Raw genomic sequence first — 16,947 nt, forward strand, 5'->3', positions numbered from 1 at the left:
AGCCAGCCGGGGTGGCACCTACCAGCGGTAGTGCGCGAAGGCCTTGTTCGACTCGGCCATCTTGTGGGTGTCCTCGCGGCGCTTGACCGCGGCGCCCAGACCGTTGCTCGCGTCGAGCAGCTCGTTCATCAGGCGCTCGGTCATCGTCTTCTCGCGACGGGCGCGGCTGTACTGGATCAGCCAGCGCAGGCCGAGCGTGGTGCTGCGCGAGGCGCGGACCTCGACCGGGACCTGGTAGGTCGCACCACCGACGCGGCGGCTGCGGACCTCGAGAGCCGGCTTGACGTTGTCCAGCGCGCGCTTGAGCGTGACCACCGGGTCGGTGTCGGTCTTGGTGCGGCAGCCCTCGAGGGCGCCGTAGACGATCGCCTCGGCGACCGAGCGCTTGCCGTCGACGAGCACCTTGTTGACCAACTGGGTCACCAGCGGCGACTGGTACACCGGGTCGGCGACCAGCGGGCGGCGCGGTGCGGGGCCCTTGCGCGGCATGTCAGCTCTTCTCCTTCTTCGCGCCGTACCGGCTGCGAGCCTGCTTGCGGTTGCGGACACCCTGGGTGTCGAGCGAGCCGCGAATGATCTTGTAACGCACGCCGGGGAGGTCCTTCACACGGCCGCCGCGCACGAGCACCATCGAGTGCTCCTGCAGGTTGTGGCCGACGCCCGGGATGTAGGCGGTCACCTCGATGCCACTGGTGAGGCGGACGCGAGCGACCTTGCGCAGCGCCGAGTTCGGCTTCTTCGGCGTCGTCGTGTACACGCGGGTGCACACGCCTCGACGCTGAGGGGAGCCCTTCAGCGCCGGGGTCTTGGTCTTCTCGACCTTGTCCTCGCGGCCCTTGCGGACCAGCTGGTTGATCGTGGGCATGGGTGGCCTGGATCTCCTACCTGCGCTGGGTCGTGCTGCGGACGGTGCTCTGCTGTGCCGGGTGCCGGTCCTGCCGGGGCCGTACCCACCTCCGGCCGCGGTCCACCACCGGTCCCCGCGGTCGGGCGTGTCGCCCTCCCCAGGACCGGCCGGCGAGTCGAACCGGATCGGTCGCCCCCCGCGAGTCGGCGCCACCACCTGCCGGCAGGCGCACCGCGAACGGGAGCAGGCCCAGGGCACCCTGGGCACGGCTGACCACGATACCCGCGTGCCGGAGACCGGTCAAAGCCGGGTCCACCACAGCTCGGCGGGCAGGGTCGAGCCTCTCCACCGGGGTACGCGGGGTCAACGCCGTCCGAGCACCCGGATGTTCCCGGGGCGGCGGAACCGGTGCGGCCCGGTGGTGGCGCGACTGTAGCGGCCGGGACGGGCGTGGAGGCCGCGTCGCCGGGCCGACACCCCGGACCACACGACTGTCGTACCCCGGCCCTACGGTCGGTGTCAGGACGCCCACCCACCGCCACCGGAGGATCCGTGCACGTCGACCTCGCACGCGAGCTCAAGGCCCACCTGTCGGCACAGCTGGACCGGTCGACCGGGCCGGTCACGGCCAGCGACGCCGGCGGCCGCCGGTGGGCGCGCCCGGCCCTCGGCCTGGCGCCCGTCGGCCCGGACCGGGCCCACCTGGCCATCCGGCTGGCCGTGAAGGAGGACGCCGACGTCCTGCTGTCCGGTCTGGACGACGCGGTGCTCGGCGAGGTCGACGTCCGCGTCATCGGCCCCGTCCGGGCACTGGCCTCCCTCACGTCGGAAGCACTGCAGCAGCGCACCCGGCCGCTGGCCCCGGGCCTGTCCGTGGGCCACCCGGCGGTCTCCGCCGGGACGCTCGGCGGCTTCGTCCGGGTCGGCGGGAGGCTGGCCATCCTGTCCAACAACCACGTGCTCGCCGCCAGCGACACCGCCGCGGTGGGTGACCCGGTGCTGCAGCCCGGACCGTTCGACGGCGGGGACCCGGCGACCGACCGGGTCGCGACCCTGGCCGCCTTCGAGCGCTTCACCGCCGACGGACGGGCCAACCGGGTCGACGCCGCGGTCGCCGTCGTCGACGCCGAGGTCCCGCTGGAGCCGGGCCGGTTCCCCGGCGGGCCGCTGGGCGACGACCCGCTCGAGGTGGACGACGTCGACCCCGACGAGCGGGTGGAGAAGGTGGGGCGGACCACCGGGCACACGGTCGGCCGGGTGAGCGCCGTGGAGGTCGACGGCGTGGCCGTCCAGTACGACCAGGGCGTCTACACCTTCGACGACCAGATCGAGATCGACGGCGTCGCGGGTGGTTTCAGCGCCGGCGGCGACAGCGGCTCGGTGATCTGGCGCAGCGCCGACCGGGCGCCGCTGGGGCTGCTCTTCGCCGGCAGCGAGACCGGTGGGCGCGTCGGAGGCGGGGTCACCTTCGCCAACCCCCTGGCGACCGTGCTGTCGGTCCTCGACCTCCGCTGGGTCGCCTCTTAGCGGGAGGACTCCCCTGCCCCCACCACTCGCGAGCTCGCGGCGGGGTCCTGCAGGGGAGCCGCCCGTCCTCCCCACCCCCCGCGAGCTCGGGGCGGTGCCCCGGACGGGGCCTACGGCCTGTTCTCCGGCCACTCGACAGGGCACCATGGGTGCATGACCGACCGTGCGTCCGCCCGAGCCGCCAAGAGCGCCCTCAGCCAGCGGCTCGCGGCCGACCCGGACGTCGTCGGCGTCGGGCTGGCTCGCCGGGACAGCGGCTACGTCGTGAAGGTCGACCTCGCCGACGCACACGCCGTCGCGCGGGTGCCCGGCGACGTGGACGGCGTCCGCGTGGTCACCGAGGTCATCGGGGTCGTCCGTCCCCTCTGAGCGCGGCCGATAGCGTGCACGCGGCGCCGACGAGGGCGCCGCGGGACGACGGGAGTGCACGTGCGCATCGGCATCCAGGCCAGCTACAGCGGGGGTTTCCAGGAGACCGCAGCGGAGGTCCGTGACCTCGAGGCGGCCGGCCTCGACGTGGCCATGGTGGCCGAGGTCTACACCTTCGACGCGGTGTCCCAGCTGGGCTACCTCGCCGCGGTGACCGAGCGGGTGGAGCTGATGAGCGCCATCCTGCCGATCTACAGCCGCACCCCCACGCTGACCGCGATGACCGCCGCAGGGCTGGACTTCGTCTCCGGTGGCCGGTTCACCCTGGGCCTGGGCGCGTCCGGCCCCCAGGTGATCGAGGGCTGGCACGGCGTCCCCTACGACGCCCCGCTGCAGCGCACCCGTGAGGTCGTGGAGATCTGCCGCAAGGTGTGGCGCCGCGAGCGCCTCGAGCACGAGGGCACGAAGTACCGGCTGCCCCTGCCGGCCGACCAGGGCACCGGCCTGGGCAAGCCGCTCAAGCTCATCAACACGCCGGTGCGGGACCGCATCCCGGTGATGCTCGCGGCGCTCGGGCCGAAGAACGTCGAGCTGGCCGCGGAGATCGCCGAGGTGTGGGAGCCGATCTGGTTCCACCCGGAGAAGGCGCAGGACGTGTGGGGCGACTCGCTGGCCGCCGGCAGGGCGAAGCGGGATCCGGCGCTGGGCGACCTCGACGTCATCGTCGGCGTCCCGGTGGCCATCGGGGACGACGTGGACGCGATGCACGACCGGGTGCGGCCGGCGCTGGCGCTGTACGTGGGCGGCATGGGTGCCAAGGGCAAGAACTTCTACAACGACCTCGCCCGCCGGTACGGGTTCGAGGCCGAGGCCGAGCTGGTGCAGGACCTCTACCTGGACGGCAGGAAGGACGAGGCCGCGGCGGCGCTGCCCGAGGAGCTGGTGCGGGCGGTCTCGCTGATCGGGCCGGAGTCCCACGTCGCCGAGCGGATCGCCGCCTTCGCCGAGGCGGGTGTCACCATCCTGGCGCTGCAGCCGCTCGACGACAGCCGGGAGAGCCGGCTGCGCACGGTGGAGACGATGAAGAGGCTGGCCGGCTGATGACACCGTCGTCCTCCGGACGACACCGCGGCCAGGTGCCGTCCCCGAACGCCATGGGGCCACAGCCCGGGTCCCGATCGGGGACCCTGCGGGCCCCACGATCGGTCCACCCCGGCTCCCCAGCAGATCCCGGCTGACGCTGACCCGTCACCGGATGCGAGAGGGCCCCGCAGGCGGCGTGCCTGCGGGGCCCTCCTCACGTTGCTGGAACGGCCTCCCTCAGGGGCCCACCGCGAGCGTCCGAGCGGTGGGGGAAGGGAGGTCCTTCCTCAACCCCGCCAGTCGTACTCCTCCAGGCGCACGGCCTCGCCGCTGCCCTGACCGAAGACGTCCGGGCTGTAGTACTGCCCGTCGTCGTACCCGGCCATCGTGTAGACGGCGGCGCGGGCCTCCTCGGTCGGCTCGACCGTGATGTTCCGGTAGCGGCTGATGCCGGTGCCGGCCGGGATCAGCTTCCCGATGATCACGTTCTCCTTGAGGCCGAGCAGGCTGTCGCTCTTCCCCTGGATGGCGGCGTCGGTCAACACCTTGGTCGTCTCCTGGAAGGAGGCGGCCGACAGCCACGACTCGGTCGCGAGCGAGGCCTTGGTGATGCCCATGAGCACCGGGCGGGCCGAGGCCGGCTCGTTGCCCTCGGCGACGACCCGACGGTTCTCGGTCTCGAACAGCGTCCGCTCGACCAGGGCACCGGGCAGGAACTCCGTGGCGCCCGAGTCGATGATGGTTACCCGCTTGAGCATCTGGCGGATGATCACCTCGATGTGCTTGTCGTGGATCGACACGCCCTGGCTGCGGTAGACCTCCTGGACCTCGCGCACCAGGTGCAGCTGCACCTCGCGCGGGCCCATGATCCGCAGCACCTCGTGCGGGTCCACCGCACCCTCGGTGAGCTGCTCGCCGACCTCGACGTGGGCGCCGTCCTCGACCCGCAGCCGCGACCGGCGCGACAGCTTGTCGTAGACGACCTCGTCGGAGCCGTCGTCCGGGGTGATCGTGAGCTTGCGGAACTGCTCGCCGTCCTCGATGCGGACGGTGCCGGCCAGCTCGGCGATCGGGGCCTTGCCCTTGGGGACACGGGCCTCGAAGAGCTCCACCACACGCGGCAGACCGTGGGTGATGTCCTCACCCGCGACGCCACCGGTGTGGAAGGTGCGCATCGTCAGCTGGGTGCCGGGCTCACCGATCGACTGGGCGGCGATGATGCCGACCGCCTCGCCGACGTCCACCAGCTTGCCGGTCGCCAGCGACCGGCCGTAACAGGTGGCGCAGGTGCCGAGCAGCGACTCGCAGGTCAGGACGCAGCGGACCTTGACCTCCGAGACGCCGGCCTCGACCAGCTGACTGATCAGCACGTCGCCGAGGTCCGACCCGGCCTGGGCGATCAGCGTGCCGTCCTCGGCCGTCACGTCGGTGGCCAGCGCACGGGCGTAGACGCTGGTCTCCGCGTGCGGGTCACGGGTGAGCACGCCGTCCACCGCGGTGGCGATCGGCATGAACACGCCGCGCTCGGTGCCGCAGTCCTCCTCGCGGATGATGACGTCCTGGGAGACGTCGACCAGCCGGCGGGTGAGGTACCCGGAGTCCGCGGTGCGCAGCGCCGTGTCGGCCAGACCCTTGCGGGCACCGTGCGTGGAGATGAAGTACTCCAGCACGGACAGACCCTCCCGGAAGTTGGCCTTGATCGGCCGGGGGATGATCTCGCCCTTCGGGTTCGCGACCAGACCACGCATGCCGGCGATCTGGCTGATCTGCATCATGTTGCCTCGGGCACCCGAGTTGACCATGACCCAGACCGGGTTGGTGGTCGGGAAGTTGTCCACCATCGCCTGGCTGACCTCGGCCCGCGCGCGGGTCCAAATCTCGATCAGCTCGCCACGACGCTCGGCGTCGGTGATGACACCGCGCTCGTACTGGCGCTCGATCTGCCGGGCCTCGGCCTCGTGCCGGTCGAGGATCTCCTGCTTGGCCGGTGGGGTGACGACGTCGTCGATGGCGATCGTGACGCCCGAGCGGGTGGCCCAGCGGAAGCCGGCCGACTTGAGGGCGTCCAGCGTCGCCGCGACCTGCACCTTGGGGTAGCGCTCGGCGAGGTCGTTGACGATCGCCCCGAGCTCCTTCTTCGGCACCTGGTAGTTGACGAAGCGGTAGTCCTCGGGCAGGGCCTCGTTGAACAGCACCCGGCCCAGGCTGGTCTCGACCAGCGCCGGGGCGCCCGGAGCCCAGTCCGCGGGCTGCTCCCACGCGGGGTTGACCTTGCCGTTGTCGACGCCGAACACCTCGTCGAGGCGGATCAGCGCCCGCTCCTGCAGACCCAGCGCACCCTTGTCGAAGGCCATGATCGCCTCGGCGGTCGAGCCGTAGGCGGCCGGCCGGCCGCCGTCGGCCTCGTGCTGGCTCGGCACCAGGGTGGTCAGGTGGTACAGGCCCAGCACCATGTCCTGGGTCGGCGCGGTGATCGGGCGACCGTCGGCCGGGCTCAGGATGTTGTTGCTCGACAGCATCAGGATGCGGGCCTCGGCCTGCGCCTCGGCCGACAGCGGCAGGTGCACCGCCATCTGGTCACCGTCGAAGTCCGCGTTGAACGCGGTGCAGACCAGCGGGTGGATCTGGATGGCCTTGCCCTCGACCAGCTGCGGCTCGAAGGCCTGGATGCCGAGGCGGTGCAGCGTCGGTGCGCGGTTCAGCAGCACCGGGTGCTCGGTGATGACCTCCTCGAGCACGTCCCAGACGACCGGCCGCGCGCGCTCCACCATCCGCTTGGCGGACTTGATGTTCTGCGCGTGGTTGAGGTCGACCAGCCGCTTCATGACGAAGGGCTTGAACAGCTCCAGCGCCATCTGCTTGGGCAGGCCGCACTGGTGCAGCTTCAGCTGCGGGCCGACGACGATGACCGAGCGGCCGGAGTAGTCGACGCGCTTGCCGAGCAGGTTCTGGCGGAACCGGCCCTGCTTGCCCTTGAGCAGGTCCGACAGCGACTTGAGCGGGCGGTTGCCCGGGCCGGTGACCGGCCGGCCGCGGCGGCCGTTGTCGAACAGCGCGTCCACGGACTCCTGCAGCATCCGCTTCTCGTTGTTCACGATGATCTCGGGAGCGCCGAGGTCGAGCAGCCGCTTGAGCCGGTTGTTCCGGTTGATCACGCGGCGGTACAGGTCGTTCATGTCGCTGGTCGCGAAGCGCCCACCGTCGAGCTGCACCATCGGGCGCAGGTCCGGCGGGATGACCGGCACGCAGTCGAGCACCATGCCCATGGGCGAGTTGCGCGTCTGCTGGAACGCCGCGACGACCTTGAGCCGCTTGAGGGCCCGCAGCTTGCGCTGGCCCTTGCCGCTGCGGATGGTCTCGCGCAGCGAGGCGGCCTCGGCGTCGAGGTCGAAGTCGGTGAGCAGCTTCTGCAGCGCCGCGGCACCCATGCCGCCCTCGAAGTACTCACCGAAGCGGTCGCGCAGCTCGCGGTAGAGGCCCTCGTCGGCGATGAGCTGCTTGACCTCGAGCTTGCGGAAGGTGTCGAGCACCTCCTCGAGGCGGTCGATCTCGCGCTGGGCGCGGTCGCGCAGCTGGCGCATCTCGCGCTCGCCGCCCTCGCGCACCTTGCGGCGGACGTCGGACTTGGCACCCTCGGCCTCGAGCTCGGCGAGGTCGGCCTCCAGCTTCTGCTGGCGGGCCTCCACGTCGGCGTCGCGGCGGCTCTCGAGGTTGTGCTTCTCCGCGCTGATCTCGGCCTCGATGGTCGGGAGGTCGCGGTGGCGCGTCTCGTCGTCGACCGAGGTGATCAGGTAGGCAGCGAAGTAGATGATCTTCTCGAGGTCCTTGGGCGCCAGGTCGAGCAGGTAGCCCAGGCGCGAGGGGACGCCCTTGAAGAACCAGATGTGGGTGACCGGCGCGGCCAGCTCGATGTGGCCCATCCGCTCACGGCGCACCTTGGCGCGGGTGACCTCGACGCCGCAGCGCTCGCAGATGATGCCCTTGAAGCGGACCCGCTTGTACTTGCCGCAGTAGCACTCCCAGTCCCGGGTGGGACCGAAGATCTTCTCGCAGAAGAGACCGTCCTTCTCCGGGCGGAGGGTGCGGTAGTTGATGGTCTCGGGCTTCTTCACCTCACCGTGCGACCACTGGCGGATGTCGTCGCCGCTGGCCAGACCGATGCGGAGCTCGTCGAAGAAGTTGACGTCGAGCACTGAGTGGACCCCTTTCCCGGGGCTCGGTTACTGCACTTCTTGCTGATGGTCGTGGGGGGCGCCGGCCGGCCCCGGTGACCGGGGCCGGCCGGCGGCCGATCAGACGTCCTCGACGCTGGAGGGCTCGCGGCGGGACAGGTCGATGCCCAGCTCCTCCGCGGCCCGGAAGACCTCGTCGTCGGTGTCGCGCAGCTCGATCGCCTGGCCGTCGCCGGAGAGGACCTCCACGTTCAGGCAGAGCGACTGCAGCTCCTTGAGCAACACCTTGAACGACTCCGGGATGCCCGGCTCGGGGATGTTCTCGCCCTTGACGATCGCCTCGTACACCTTGACGCGGCCGAGGATGTCGTCGGACTTGATGGTGAGCAGCTCCTGCAGCGCGTAGGCCGCGCCGTAGGCCTGCATCGCCCAGCACTCCATCTCACCGAAGCGCTGGCCACCGAACTGCGCCTTACCACCCAGCGGCTGCTGCGTGATCATCGAGTAGGGGCCGGTCGACCGAGCGTGGATCTTGTCGTCGACCAGGTGCAGCAACTTGAGGATGTAGACGTACCCCACCGAGATCGCCTCGGGGAAGGGCTCCCCGGAGCGGCCGTCGAACAGCCGCGCCTTGCCGGTGGGCTGCACCATCCGGTTGCCGTCGCGGTTCGGGACCGTCGAGCTGAGCAGGCCGACGATCTCCTCCTCGCGGGCGCCGTCGAACACCGGCGTCGCCGTCCGGGTGCCCGGGGCGGCCGAGCGGGCGGCGTCGGGCAGGTTGGTCGCCCACCCCGGGCTGCCCTCGACCTGCCAGCCGGACTTGGCGACCCACCCGAGGTGGGTCTCCAGGACCTGGCCGACGTTCATCCGGCCGGGGACGCCCAGCGGGTTGAGCACGATGTCGACCGGGGTGCCGTCCTCGAGGAACGGCATGTCCTCCTGCGGCAGGATCTTCGCGATGACGCCCTTGTTGCCGTGGCGGCCGGCGAGCTTGTCACCGTCGGAGATCTTGCGCATCTGGGCGACGTAGACCCGGATCAGCTCGTTGACGCCGGCGGGCAGCTCGTCGCCGTCCTCGCGCGAGAACACGCGGACGCCGATGACCTTGCCGGACTCACCGTGCTTGACCTTCAGCGACGTGTCGCGGACCTCGCGGGCCTTCTCGCCGAAGATGGCCCGCAGCAGCCGCTCCTCGGGGGTCAGCTCGGTCTCGCCCTTGGGCGTGACCTTGCCGACGAGGATGTCGCCGGGGACGACCTCGGCACCGATGCGGATGATGCCGCGCTCGTCGAGGTCGGCGAGGACCTCCTCGGAGACGTTCGGGATGTCCCGGGTGATCTCCTCGGCACCGAGCTTGGTGTCACGCGCGTCGACCTCGAACTCCTCGATGTGGATCGAGGACAGGACGTCGTCCTGCACGAGGCGCTGCGACAGGATGATCGCGTCCTCGTAGTTGTGGCCCTCCCACGGCATGAAGGCGACGAGCAGGTTCTTGCCCAGCGCCATCTCGCCCTGGTCGGTGCACGGGCCGTCGGCGATGACCTGGCCGACCTCGACGCGCTGCCCCTCCTCGACCACCGGGGACTGGTTGATCGAGGTGCCCTGGTTCGAGCGGCGGAACTTCAGCAGCCGGTAGGTCTGCCGGGTGCCGTCGTCGGCCATGACGGTGACGTAGTCGGCGGTGGAGTCCTCGACCACACCGGCCTTCTCCGCCACGACGACGTCGCCGGCGTCGACGGCGGCCCGCAGCTCCATGCCGGTGCCGACCAGCGGGGCCTCGCTGCGCAGCAGCGGGACGGCCTGACGCTGCATGTTGGCGCCCATGAGCGCGCGGTTGGCGTCGTCGTGCTCGAGGAACGGGATCATCGCCGTCGCGACCGAGGTCATCTGCCGCGGGGAGACGTCCATGTAGTCGACCTGCTCGGGCGAGAGGTAGTCGACCTCGCTGCCATGGGTGCGGACGAGGACGCGCTCCTCGGCGAACCGGCCCTGGGCGTCCAGCGGCGAGTTGGCCTGGGCGACGACGAAGCGGTCCTCCTCGTCGGCGGTCAGGTAGTCGATCTGGTCGGTGACCACACCGTTCTCGACCTTGCGGTACGGCGTCTCGATGAAGCCGAACGGGTTGACCCGGCCGTAGGCCGACAGCGAACCGATCAGGCCGATGTTCGGGCCTTCCGGCGTCTCGATCGGGCACATCCGGCCGTAGTGGCTCGGGTGCACGTCGCGGACCTCCATGCCGGCCCGCTCACGGGACAGACCACCCGGGCCCAGCGCCGAGAGACGGCGCTTGTGGGTCAGGCCCGCGAGCGGGTTGGTCTGGTCCATGAACTGGGACAGCTGGCTGGTGCCGAAGAACTCCTTGATGGAGGCGACGACGGGCCGGATGTTGATCAGGGTCTGCGGCGTGATCGCCTCGACGTCCTGGGTCGTCATCCGCTCGCGGACGACGCGCTCCATGCGGGAGAGGCCGACCCGGATCTGGTTTTGGATCAGCTCGCCGACGGTGCGCAGCCGCCGGTTGCCGAAGTGGTCGATGTCGTCGACACCGTGCTCGGGCTCGCCGGCGTGCAGGCGCACCACGTACTCGATGGTGGCGACGATGTCGTCCTCGGTCAGCGTCAGCGTGCCCTGGGGGACGTCGACGCCGAGCTTCTTGTTGACCTTGTAGCGGCCGACCTTGGCCAGGTCGTAGCGCTTGGAGTTGAAGAACAGGTTCTCCAGCAGCGCCTGGGCGCTCTCCCGCGTCGGCGGCTCGCCCGGCCGCAGCTTGCGGTAGATGTCGAGCAGCGCCTCGTCCTGACCGGCGATGTGGTCCTTCTCGAGGGTGGCCAGCACCGTGGGCGACCACTGGAAGTGCTCGCGGATGCGGTCCTCGGTCCAGCCGAGCGCCTTGAGCAGCACGGTGACCGGCTGGCGGCGCTTGCGGTCGATGCGGACGCCGACGGTGTCGCGCTTGTCGACGTCGAACTCCAGCCACGCACCACGGCTGGGGATGACCTTGGCGCTGAAGACGTCCTTGTCGGAGGTCTTGTCCAGCGTCTTGTCGAAGTAGACGCCCGGGCTGCGGACGAGCTGGGAGACCACGACGCGCTCGGTCCCGTTGATGACGAACGTGCCCTTGTTCGTCATGATCGGGAAGTCGCCCATGAACACCGTCTGCGACTTGATCTCGCCGGTGGTGTTGTTCATGAACTCGGCGGTGACGAACAGCGGCGCCGCGTAGGTCATGTCCTTGTCCTTGCACTCCTCGAGGGACGCCTTGACGTCCTCGAAGCGCGGGTTGGAAAAGGACAGCGACATCGAGCCGCTGAAGTCCTCGATCGGGGAGATCTCCTCGAGGATCTCGGCCAGGCCGCCGACGGCGTCGGCCTGCTCCTCGGGGGCGAGGGTGGCCCGCCACTCGGGGCTGCCGATGAGCCAGTCGAAGGAGGCGGTCTGCAGCGCCAGGAGGTCCGGCACCTCGAGCGGCTCGGAGATCTTGGCGAACGAGACGCGCAGCGGCGCGCCCGGGATCTTCTGCTGGTCGGCCTCGCCGGTGCGGGGGCCGGACTGGGGGGCCTGCTGGATCTTGCCGGTGGTGCCTGACTCAGTGGTGCCGGGGTTGATGCTGGTGGGGCGAGAGCCTGCCAAGATGCGTCCTTCCAAGGACCTCACGACGTGCGGGCGGTGGGTGCTTGTTCGTCCTGGGTCGTCGTCGGTAATGGCGGGGCTGTCCGCATTCGTCCTGCCCGGACGGTCGACGGGCGTCCGGAGGACCGGTCCCCCGGGCACCCCAGGCGACCCGTCTCGGCGGGCAGGAAGTCAGGGGGCAGCGCAACAGATAACCCTACCCCTGCTGGAGCGGGCTGTCCACGTCGGGGTCCGCACGCGACGGGGACCACACCCGGGAGGAGCAGCCGGCCGGCGGGGCCGGGGTCGGGCCGTCCGGTGACGGCCCGACCATGATGCCAGCCGAAGGGCGGTCGTGGGGCCGCCACGCCGCGCGGACTCCCCCGGGTCCCGCCCGGAGGTGCGAGGGGTCCGTCGTCAGCCGGTGGATCGCGGCGTCGGCTCGCCGGTCCCCCGGGTACCGCGGACGACGGCCGGCGCTGACCTCGGCGAGCAGCCGGCGGACCTCCCGCTCGCCGGGCCACCCGGACGGCGGACGCACGGACGACGCAGGGGCCGCCCTCCGGCTGAGGACGGCCCCTGCGGGTCGTGCGGGTGGCGCGTTCCCCGGTCAGCGGACCGGGGAGGGGGTCACTTGACGGTGACGGTGGCGCCGGCGCCCTCGAGGGCGGCCTTGGCCTTCTCGGCGGCGTCCTTGTCGACCTTCTCCAGGACCGGCTTGGGCGCGCCGTCGACCAGGTCCTTGGCCTCCTTGAGGCCGAGCGAGGTCAGGCTGCGCACCTCCTTGATGACCTGGATCTTCTTGTCGCCGGCGCTCTCGAGGACGACGTCGAACTCGTCCTGCTCCTCGGCGGCGGGGGCGCCACCGTCGCCGGCACCACCGGCGGCCGGGGCGGCCGCGACGGCGACCGGGGCGGCAGCGGTGACCTCGAAGGTCTCCTCGAACTGCTTCACGAACTCGGACAGCTCGAGCAGCGTCATCTCCTTGAACGCGTCGAGCAGCTCCGCGGTGGACAGCTTGGCCATGATCTCTCCTTCTGGGGTCAGTCGGTGCTGGCCGCGGCGTCCGCAGCGGCCGATTCGTCGGTGGCCTGGGCGGCCGTGGTGGTGTCAGCAGCAGCAGCGGTGTCGTCCGCGGCGGAGTCGGCGCCCTCGGCGGGCTTCTTCTCCTGCAGCGCGGCGGCCAGCCGGGCGACCTGCGAGAGCGGGGCCTGGAACAGACCCGCGGCCTTGCTCAGGTTGCCCAGCATCGCGCCGGCCAGCTTGGCCAGCAGGACCTCGCGCGGCTCGACGTCGGCGAGGGCGGTGACCTCGGCGGCGCCGACCGTGCGGCCCTCGACCACGCCGCCCTTGACGACGAGCAGCGGGTTGGCGCGCGCGAAGTCACGGATGGCCTTGGCCGCGGTGACCGGGTCGCCCTCGATGAAGGCGATCGCGGTCGGGCCGTTGAGCAGCGGCGCCAGGTCGGCGTGGCCGACCTGCTCCGCGGCCCGCTTCGTCAGGGTGTTCTTGACGACGGCGTAGCTGCTGCCCTCACCGAGGGAACGGCGCAGCTGGGTCAGCTGGGCCACGGTCAGCCCGCGGTACTCGGTGAGCACCGCCGCGCTGGACGACTGGAACCGGTCGGTGATCTCGTCGATCACCGCGGCCTTCGCCTGCGTGGGCATGGGCCTCCTCTCGTCTGTCGGGCGGACCACCGGCCGGTGCACGACGGCGGGCGATCGACCGGGCCCGGAGACGAGGAACGCCCCGGCGCAGGCGCACGGGGCGAGGGACGCGGGCACACGGCACCGCGCCGATCGGACCGTCCTCCTGCGCGGGCCGCCCGGGTCTCCGGGACCTTCGATCGCACGCGGACGTGCGACGACCAGCGGTCTTGGGGGAACGAGAACGAGCATACGTCATGCGGCGAGGTCGCCGTCTGTCGCCGTCCTCACCCCGGCGAGATCGGCGGTCTCGCCCACCCGGCAGGCCGGAACCGTGCGAGATCGGCGATCTCGCCGGGGAGGGCGGCCCTGGCAGACGAAGGAGGCCCCGTCGCGCAGTGCGCGACGGGGCCCCGGGACCGTCCGTGGGTGGCCCCCTCGCAGGGCTCCACCGCGAGCGTCAGCGAGCGGAGGGGGCGAGGGGGTCCTCTTTCAGGCGGTGGTCTCGTCCACCGTCAGGTTGCGGGTGCGGTTCGGGTCGACCGGGATGCCCGGGCCCATGGTGGTGGAGATGGTGACCTTCTTCAGGTACCGGCCCTTGGCGGCGGCCGGCTTGGCGCGCAGCACCTCGTCGAGGGCCGCGGCGTAGTTCTCCACCAGCTTGGTCTCGTCGAACGAGGCCTTGCCGATCACCAGGTGCAGGTTGGCCTGCTTGTCGACGCGGAAGTTGATCTTCCCGCCCTTGATGTCGTTGACCGCCTTGGTGACGTCGGGGGTCACCGTGCCGGTCTTCGGGTTCGGCATCAGGCCGCGGGGACCGAGGATGCGCGCGATCCGGCCGACCTTGGCCATCTGGTCCGGGGTGGCGATCGCGGCGTCGAAGTCCAGGAAGCCGCCCTGGATGCGCTCGATCAGGTCGTCCGAGCCGACGACGTCGGCGCCGGCGGCCTCAGCCTCGGCGGCCTTGTCGCCGGTCGCGAACACGATGACGCGGGCGGTCTTGCCGGTGCCGTGCGGCAGGTTGACCGTGCCGCGCACCATCTGGTCGGCCTTGCGCGGGTCGACGCCCAGGCGCATCGCCACCTCGACGGTGGCGTCGTAGGTCGTCGGCGACGTCTCCTTGGCCAGGTTGGCCGCCTGCAGCGGGGTGTAGAGGTTGTCGCGGTCGACCTTCGCCGCGGCCTCGCGGTACTTCTTGCCGTGCTTCGCCATGGTGGTGTCCTCTCCCCCGGCACCTGGGCCGGGAGTCGTGTGGTGTGCGGGCCTGGCGTGGCCCTCCCACGAAGGACCCCGCTGCCCCCCACACCTCGCAAGCTCGGCGCGGGTCCCTGCAGCGGGGCCACAGGGGTTGCTTGTCCTCGTTGTTTTACTGGACGGTGATGCCCATCGACCGGGCGGTGCCGGCGATGATCTTCTCCGCCTCGTCGAGCGAGTTGGCGTTGAGGTCGGCCATCTTGGTCTGGGCGATCTCGCGGACCTGGTCGCGGGTGACGGTGGCGACCTTGGTCTTGTGCGGCTCGCCGGAGCCCTTCTCCACGCCGGCCGCCTTGAGCAGCATGCGGGCCGCCGGTGGCGTCTTGGTGACGAAGGTGAACGAGCGGTCCTCGTAGACCGAGATCTCGACCGGGATCACGTTGCCGCGCTGCGACTCCGTGGCGGCGTTGTACGCCTTGCAGAACTCCATGATGTTGACGCCGTGCTGGCCCAGCGCCGGACCGACGGGCGGCGCGGGAGTGGCCGCACCGGCGTTGATCTGGAGCTTGATGACCGCGGTCAACCGCTTCCTGGGGGGCATGACTTCCTTCTGGTGAGGTGGTGGAACGGCCTCGGTGCAGGGCCCCGGACCGAGCGGAGCGAGGGCCGAGGCCCTTCTACTACAGCTTCTGGACCTGGTTGAACGAGAGCTCGACCGGCGTCTCCCGGCCGAAGATGGAGACCAGCACCTGCAGCTTCTGCTGCTCGGCGTTGATCTCGTTGATCGTGGCCGGGAGGGTCGCGAACGGGCCGTCCATGACGGTGACCGACTCGCCGACCTCGAAGTCGACGACGGCGGTCGGTGCGGCGGCCGCGGCGGCGCTGGTCGTCTCCGCCGCGCGGGTCGTCTGCGGGCCGGCCGCGGGCGCGAGCAGGCCGACGACCTCGTCGATGCTCAGCGGCGAGGGGCGCGACGTCGCCCCGACGAACCCGGTGACCCCGGGGGTGTTGCGCACCGCGCCCCAGGACTCGTCGTTGAGGTCCATGCGGACGAGCAGGTAGCCGGGCAGCTTCTTGCGGTTGACCTGGGTGCGCTTGCCGTTCTTGATCTCGGTGACCTCCTCGGTGGGCACCTCGATCTGGAAGATGTAGTCCTCCATGTCCAGCGACTGGATGCGCGACTCCAGGTTGGTCTTCACCTTGTTCTCGTAGCCGGCGTACGAGTGGATGACGTACCAGTCGCCGAACTGGCTGCGCAGCACCTTGCGCATCGCCTCGGCGGGGTCGGTCTCCTCCTCGTCCTCGGCCTGGTCGAGGTCGGAGGACGCCGCGGGGGCGGCCAGCGGGTCGGTGATCAGGCTGTCGGGGTCGCCGCTCTCGACCTCGGGCACCACGTCGGCCACGCCGGTGAGGGCGTCCTGGTCGGCGGTGTCGACGGAGCCCTCAGCGGCGCCGGTCTCGCCGGCGCCGGTCTCGACGTCCGTCGTGCCGCGCACGTCGAAGCGGTCGTCGTCGAGCTCGGTTGTCTCGACCGCGCTGTCGGTCTCGAAGGGCTCGCGGGGGTCGGTCACGGTGTCTCTTCCTTGTCGGTGGTGCAGGCGCGGGTGGGCTCAGCCGAAGACGGCGAGCACGCCCTGGGCGAAGAGGAGGTCCAGGCCGGCCACCAGCGCGACGATGAAGGCCACGAACACGATGACGACGGTCGTGTACGTGATCAGCTCACGACGTCCGGGCCAGATGACCTTGCGCAGCTCGGCGACGACCTCGCGGAGGAAGCGCCGGAGGCTGCGGCGCTCCCGCGCCTCGGCGGCGCGGTCGCGCTCCGCGGCGGTCCGCGACCGGGTCGGCCCGCCCTCGGCGTGCCGGCCGGCCGGACGGGACGGCGTGCGCTCGCGGGCGGCCCGGCGGGAGCGGGGAGCCGTCTCGTCGTCCTCGTCGTCCCCGGCGGTGATCCGGCCACCCCGGCGGGCGCCCGTCGGCCGAGCGGCCACGACCTTGTCCTCGTCGCTCTCGGCCTCGGCGGCGACCTCGGCCTCGGCGGCCTCCAGCTCTGCGGCGTCGTCGACGCCCGGCGCCTCGCGGTCGAGCTGCTCGTCGGTCGGCTCGGCGCGGGGGTCGCCCTCGCGTGCCGGCTTCTCGTCGCTCACTGCGCCTCGCTCGCCTCGCTGGTGGTGGCCGTCGTCCTCAGGCCGGTGGTCGGTGGTGGTGCTGTCGTACGGGTCGTGCACGTCACCGGTGGGGGCCGGCGGCACGGGCAGGGGTGACAGGACTTGAACCTGCAGCCTGCGGTTTTGGAGACCGCTGCTCTGCCAATTGAGCTACACCCCTTGGAGGACCCCCTCCTCACCCACCCCTCGCCCGCTCGGGGCGGGGCTCGGGACGGGGCCGCCCGGGACCGCGTGGCCCGCTCCGGTCGGCACCGTTCCCGCGAGGGGTTCCGGGGCACGCCGGTGGCGGGGTCAGTGGGCCCCAGGGCAGCCAGTGTACGGGACCGCGGAGG

Annotated in this window: 13 protein-coding genes and 1 tRNA gene; 3 read left to right on the forward strand and 11 right to left on the reverse strand. The window is 71.3% G+C overall.

Annotated elements, in window-relative coordinates; all coding sequences use genetic code 11:
* Window positions 1-18 precede the first annotated feature (18 nt).
* Both rpsG and rpsL read right to left on the reverse strand, forming a co-directional pair.
* On the reverse strand, window positions 19-489 hold the full coding sequence (gene rpsG / locus BLW63_RS13190) for a 30S ribosomal protein S7 (protein WP_012950486.1): 471 nt from the start codon (window positions 487-489) through the stop codon (window positions 19-21).
* A 1-nt stretch (window position 490) separates the two neighbouring features.
* Window positions 491-865: a 30S ribosomal protein S12 gene (rpsL, locus tag BLW63_RS13195; RefSeq protein WP_012950487.1), complete on the reverse strand. Its 375-nt coding sequence runs from the start codon at window positions 863-865 to the stop codon at window positions 491-493.
* A 534-nt stretch (window positions 866-1,399) separates the two neighbouring features.
* On the opposite strand from rpsL, the gene BLW63_RS13200 reads away from it, so the two are divergent.
* The 3 genes from BLW63_RS13200 (at window position 1,400) to BLW63_RS13210 (ending at window position 3,844) form a co-directional block, all read left to right on the forward strand.
* Window positions 1,400-2,374, forward strand: coding sequence for a chymotrypsin family serine protease (locus tag BLW63_RS13200; protein ID WP_091156736.1), 975 nt, complete (start codon window positions 1,400-1,402; stop codon window positions 2,372-2,374).
* A 153-nt stretch (window positions 2,375-2,527) separates the two neighbouring features.
* Window positions 2,528-2,743, forward strand: coding sequence for a hypothetical protein (locus BLW63_RS13205; RefSeq protein ID WP_091156739.1), 216 nt, complete (start codon window positions 2,528-2,530; stop codon window positions 2,741-2,743).
* Window positions 2,744-2,803: 60 nt separating this feature from the next.
* Entirely contained in the window at window positions 2,804-3,844 is a 1,041-nt protein-coding gene (locus BLW63_RS13210; protein WP_091157213.1) for an LLM class F420-dependent oxidoreductase, read from the forward strand.
* Between the two features lie 269 nt (window positions 3,845-4,113).
* Here BLW63_RS13210 and BLW63_RS13215 read toward each other — a convergent pair whose 3' ends face one another.
* The 9 genes from BLW63_RS13215 to BLW63_RS13260 form a co-directional block, all read right to left on the reverse strand.
* Window positions 4,114-8,019: a DNA-directed RNA polymerase subunit beta' gene (locus BLW63_RS13215; RefSeq protein WP_091156743.1), complete on the reverse strand. Its 3,906-nt coding sequence runs from the start codon at window positions 8,017-8,019 to the stop codon at window positions 4,114-4,116.
* 99 nt (window positions 8,020-8,118) lie between these two features.
* Entirely contained in the window at window positions 8,119-11,628 is a 3,510-nt protein-coding gene (gene rpoB / locus BLW63_RS13220; protein WP_091156746.1) for a DNA-directed RNA polymerase subunit beta, read from the reverse strand.
* 609 nt (window positions 11,629-12,237) lie between these two features.
* Window positions 12,238-12,633, reverse strand: coding sequence for a 50S ribosomal protein L7/L12 (gene rplL / locus BLW63_RS13230; RefSeq protein ID WP_091156753.1), 396 nt, complete (start codon window positions 12,631-12,633; stop codon window positions 12,238-12,240).
* Window positions 12,634-12,650: 17 nt separating this feature from the next.
* Window positions 12,651-13,274: a 50S ribosomal protein L10 gene (rplJ, locus tag BLW63_RS13235; RefSeq protein ID WP_091156757.1), complete on the reverse strand. Its 624-nt coding sequence runs from the start codon at window positions 13,272-13,274 to the stop codon at window positions 12,651-12,653.
* Between the two features lie 471 nt (window positions 13,275-13,745).
* Complete coding sequence (gene rplA / locus BLW63_RS13240; RefSeq protein ID WP_091156762.1) at window positions 13,746-14,465, reverse strand: 50S ribosomal protein L1; 720 nt, start codon at window positions 14,463-14,465, stop codon at window positions 13,746-13,748.
* A gap of 154 nt (window positions 14,466-14,619) precedes the next feature.
* Entirely contained in the window at window positions 14,620-15,048 is a 429-nt protein-coding gene (rplK, locus tag BLW63_RS13245) for a 50S ribosomal protein L11 (RefSeq protein ID WP_012950499.1), read from the reverse strand.
* Between the two features lie 79 nt (window positions 15,049-15,127).
* Entirely contained in the window at window positions 15,128-16,018 is an 891-nt protein-coding gene (nusG, locus tag BLW63_RS13250) for a transcription termination/antitermination protein NusG (RefSeq protein ID WP_170856752.1), read from the reverse strand.
* 39 nt (window positions 16,019-16,057) lie between these two features.
* On the reverse strand, window positions 16,058-16,594 hold the full coding sequence (secE, locus tag BLW63_RS13255; protein ID WP_244522549.1) for a preprotein translocase subunit SecE: 537 nt from the start codon (window positions 16,592-16,594) through the stop codon (window positions 16,058-16,060).
* A 108-nt stretch (window positions 16,595-16,702) separates the two neighbouring features.
* A tRNA-Trp gene (locus tag BLW63_RS13260) sits at window positions 16,703-16,775 on the reverse strand.
* Window positions 16,776-16,947: the final 172 nt, after the last annotated feature.

Origin of the sequence: Geodermatophilus africanus, from assembly GCF_900107105.1 — a bacterium.
In the GTDB taxonomy this organism is placed as follows: domain Bacteria; phylum Actinomycetota; class Actinomycetes; order Mycobacteriales; family Geodermatophilaceae; genus Geodermatophilus; species Geodermatophilus africanus.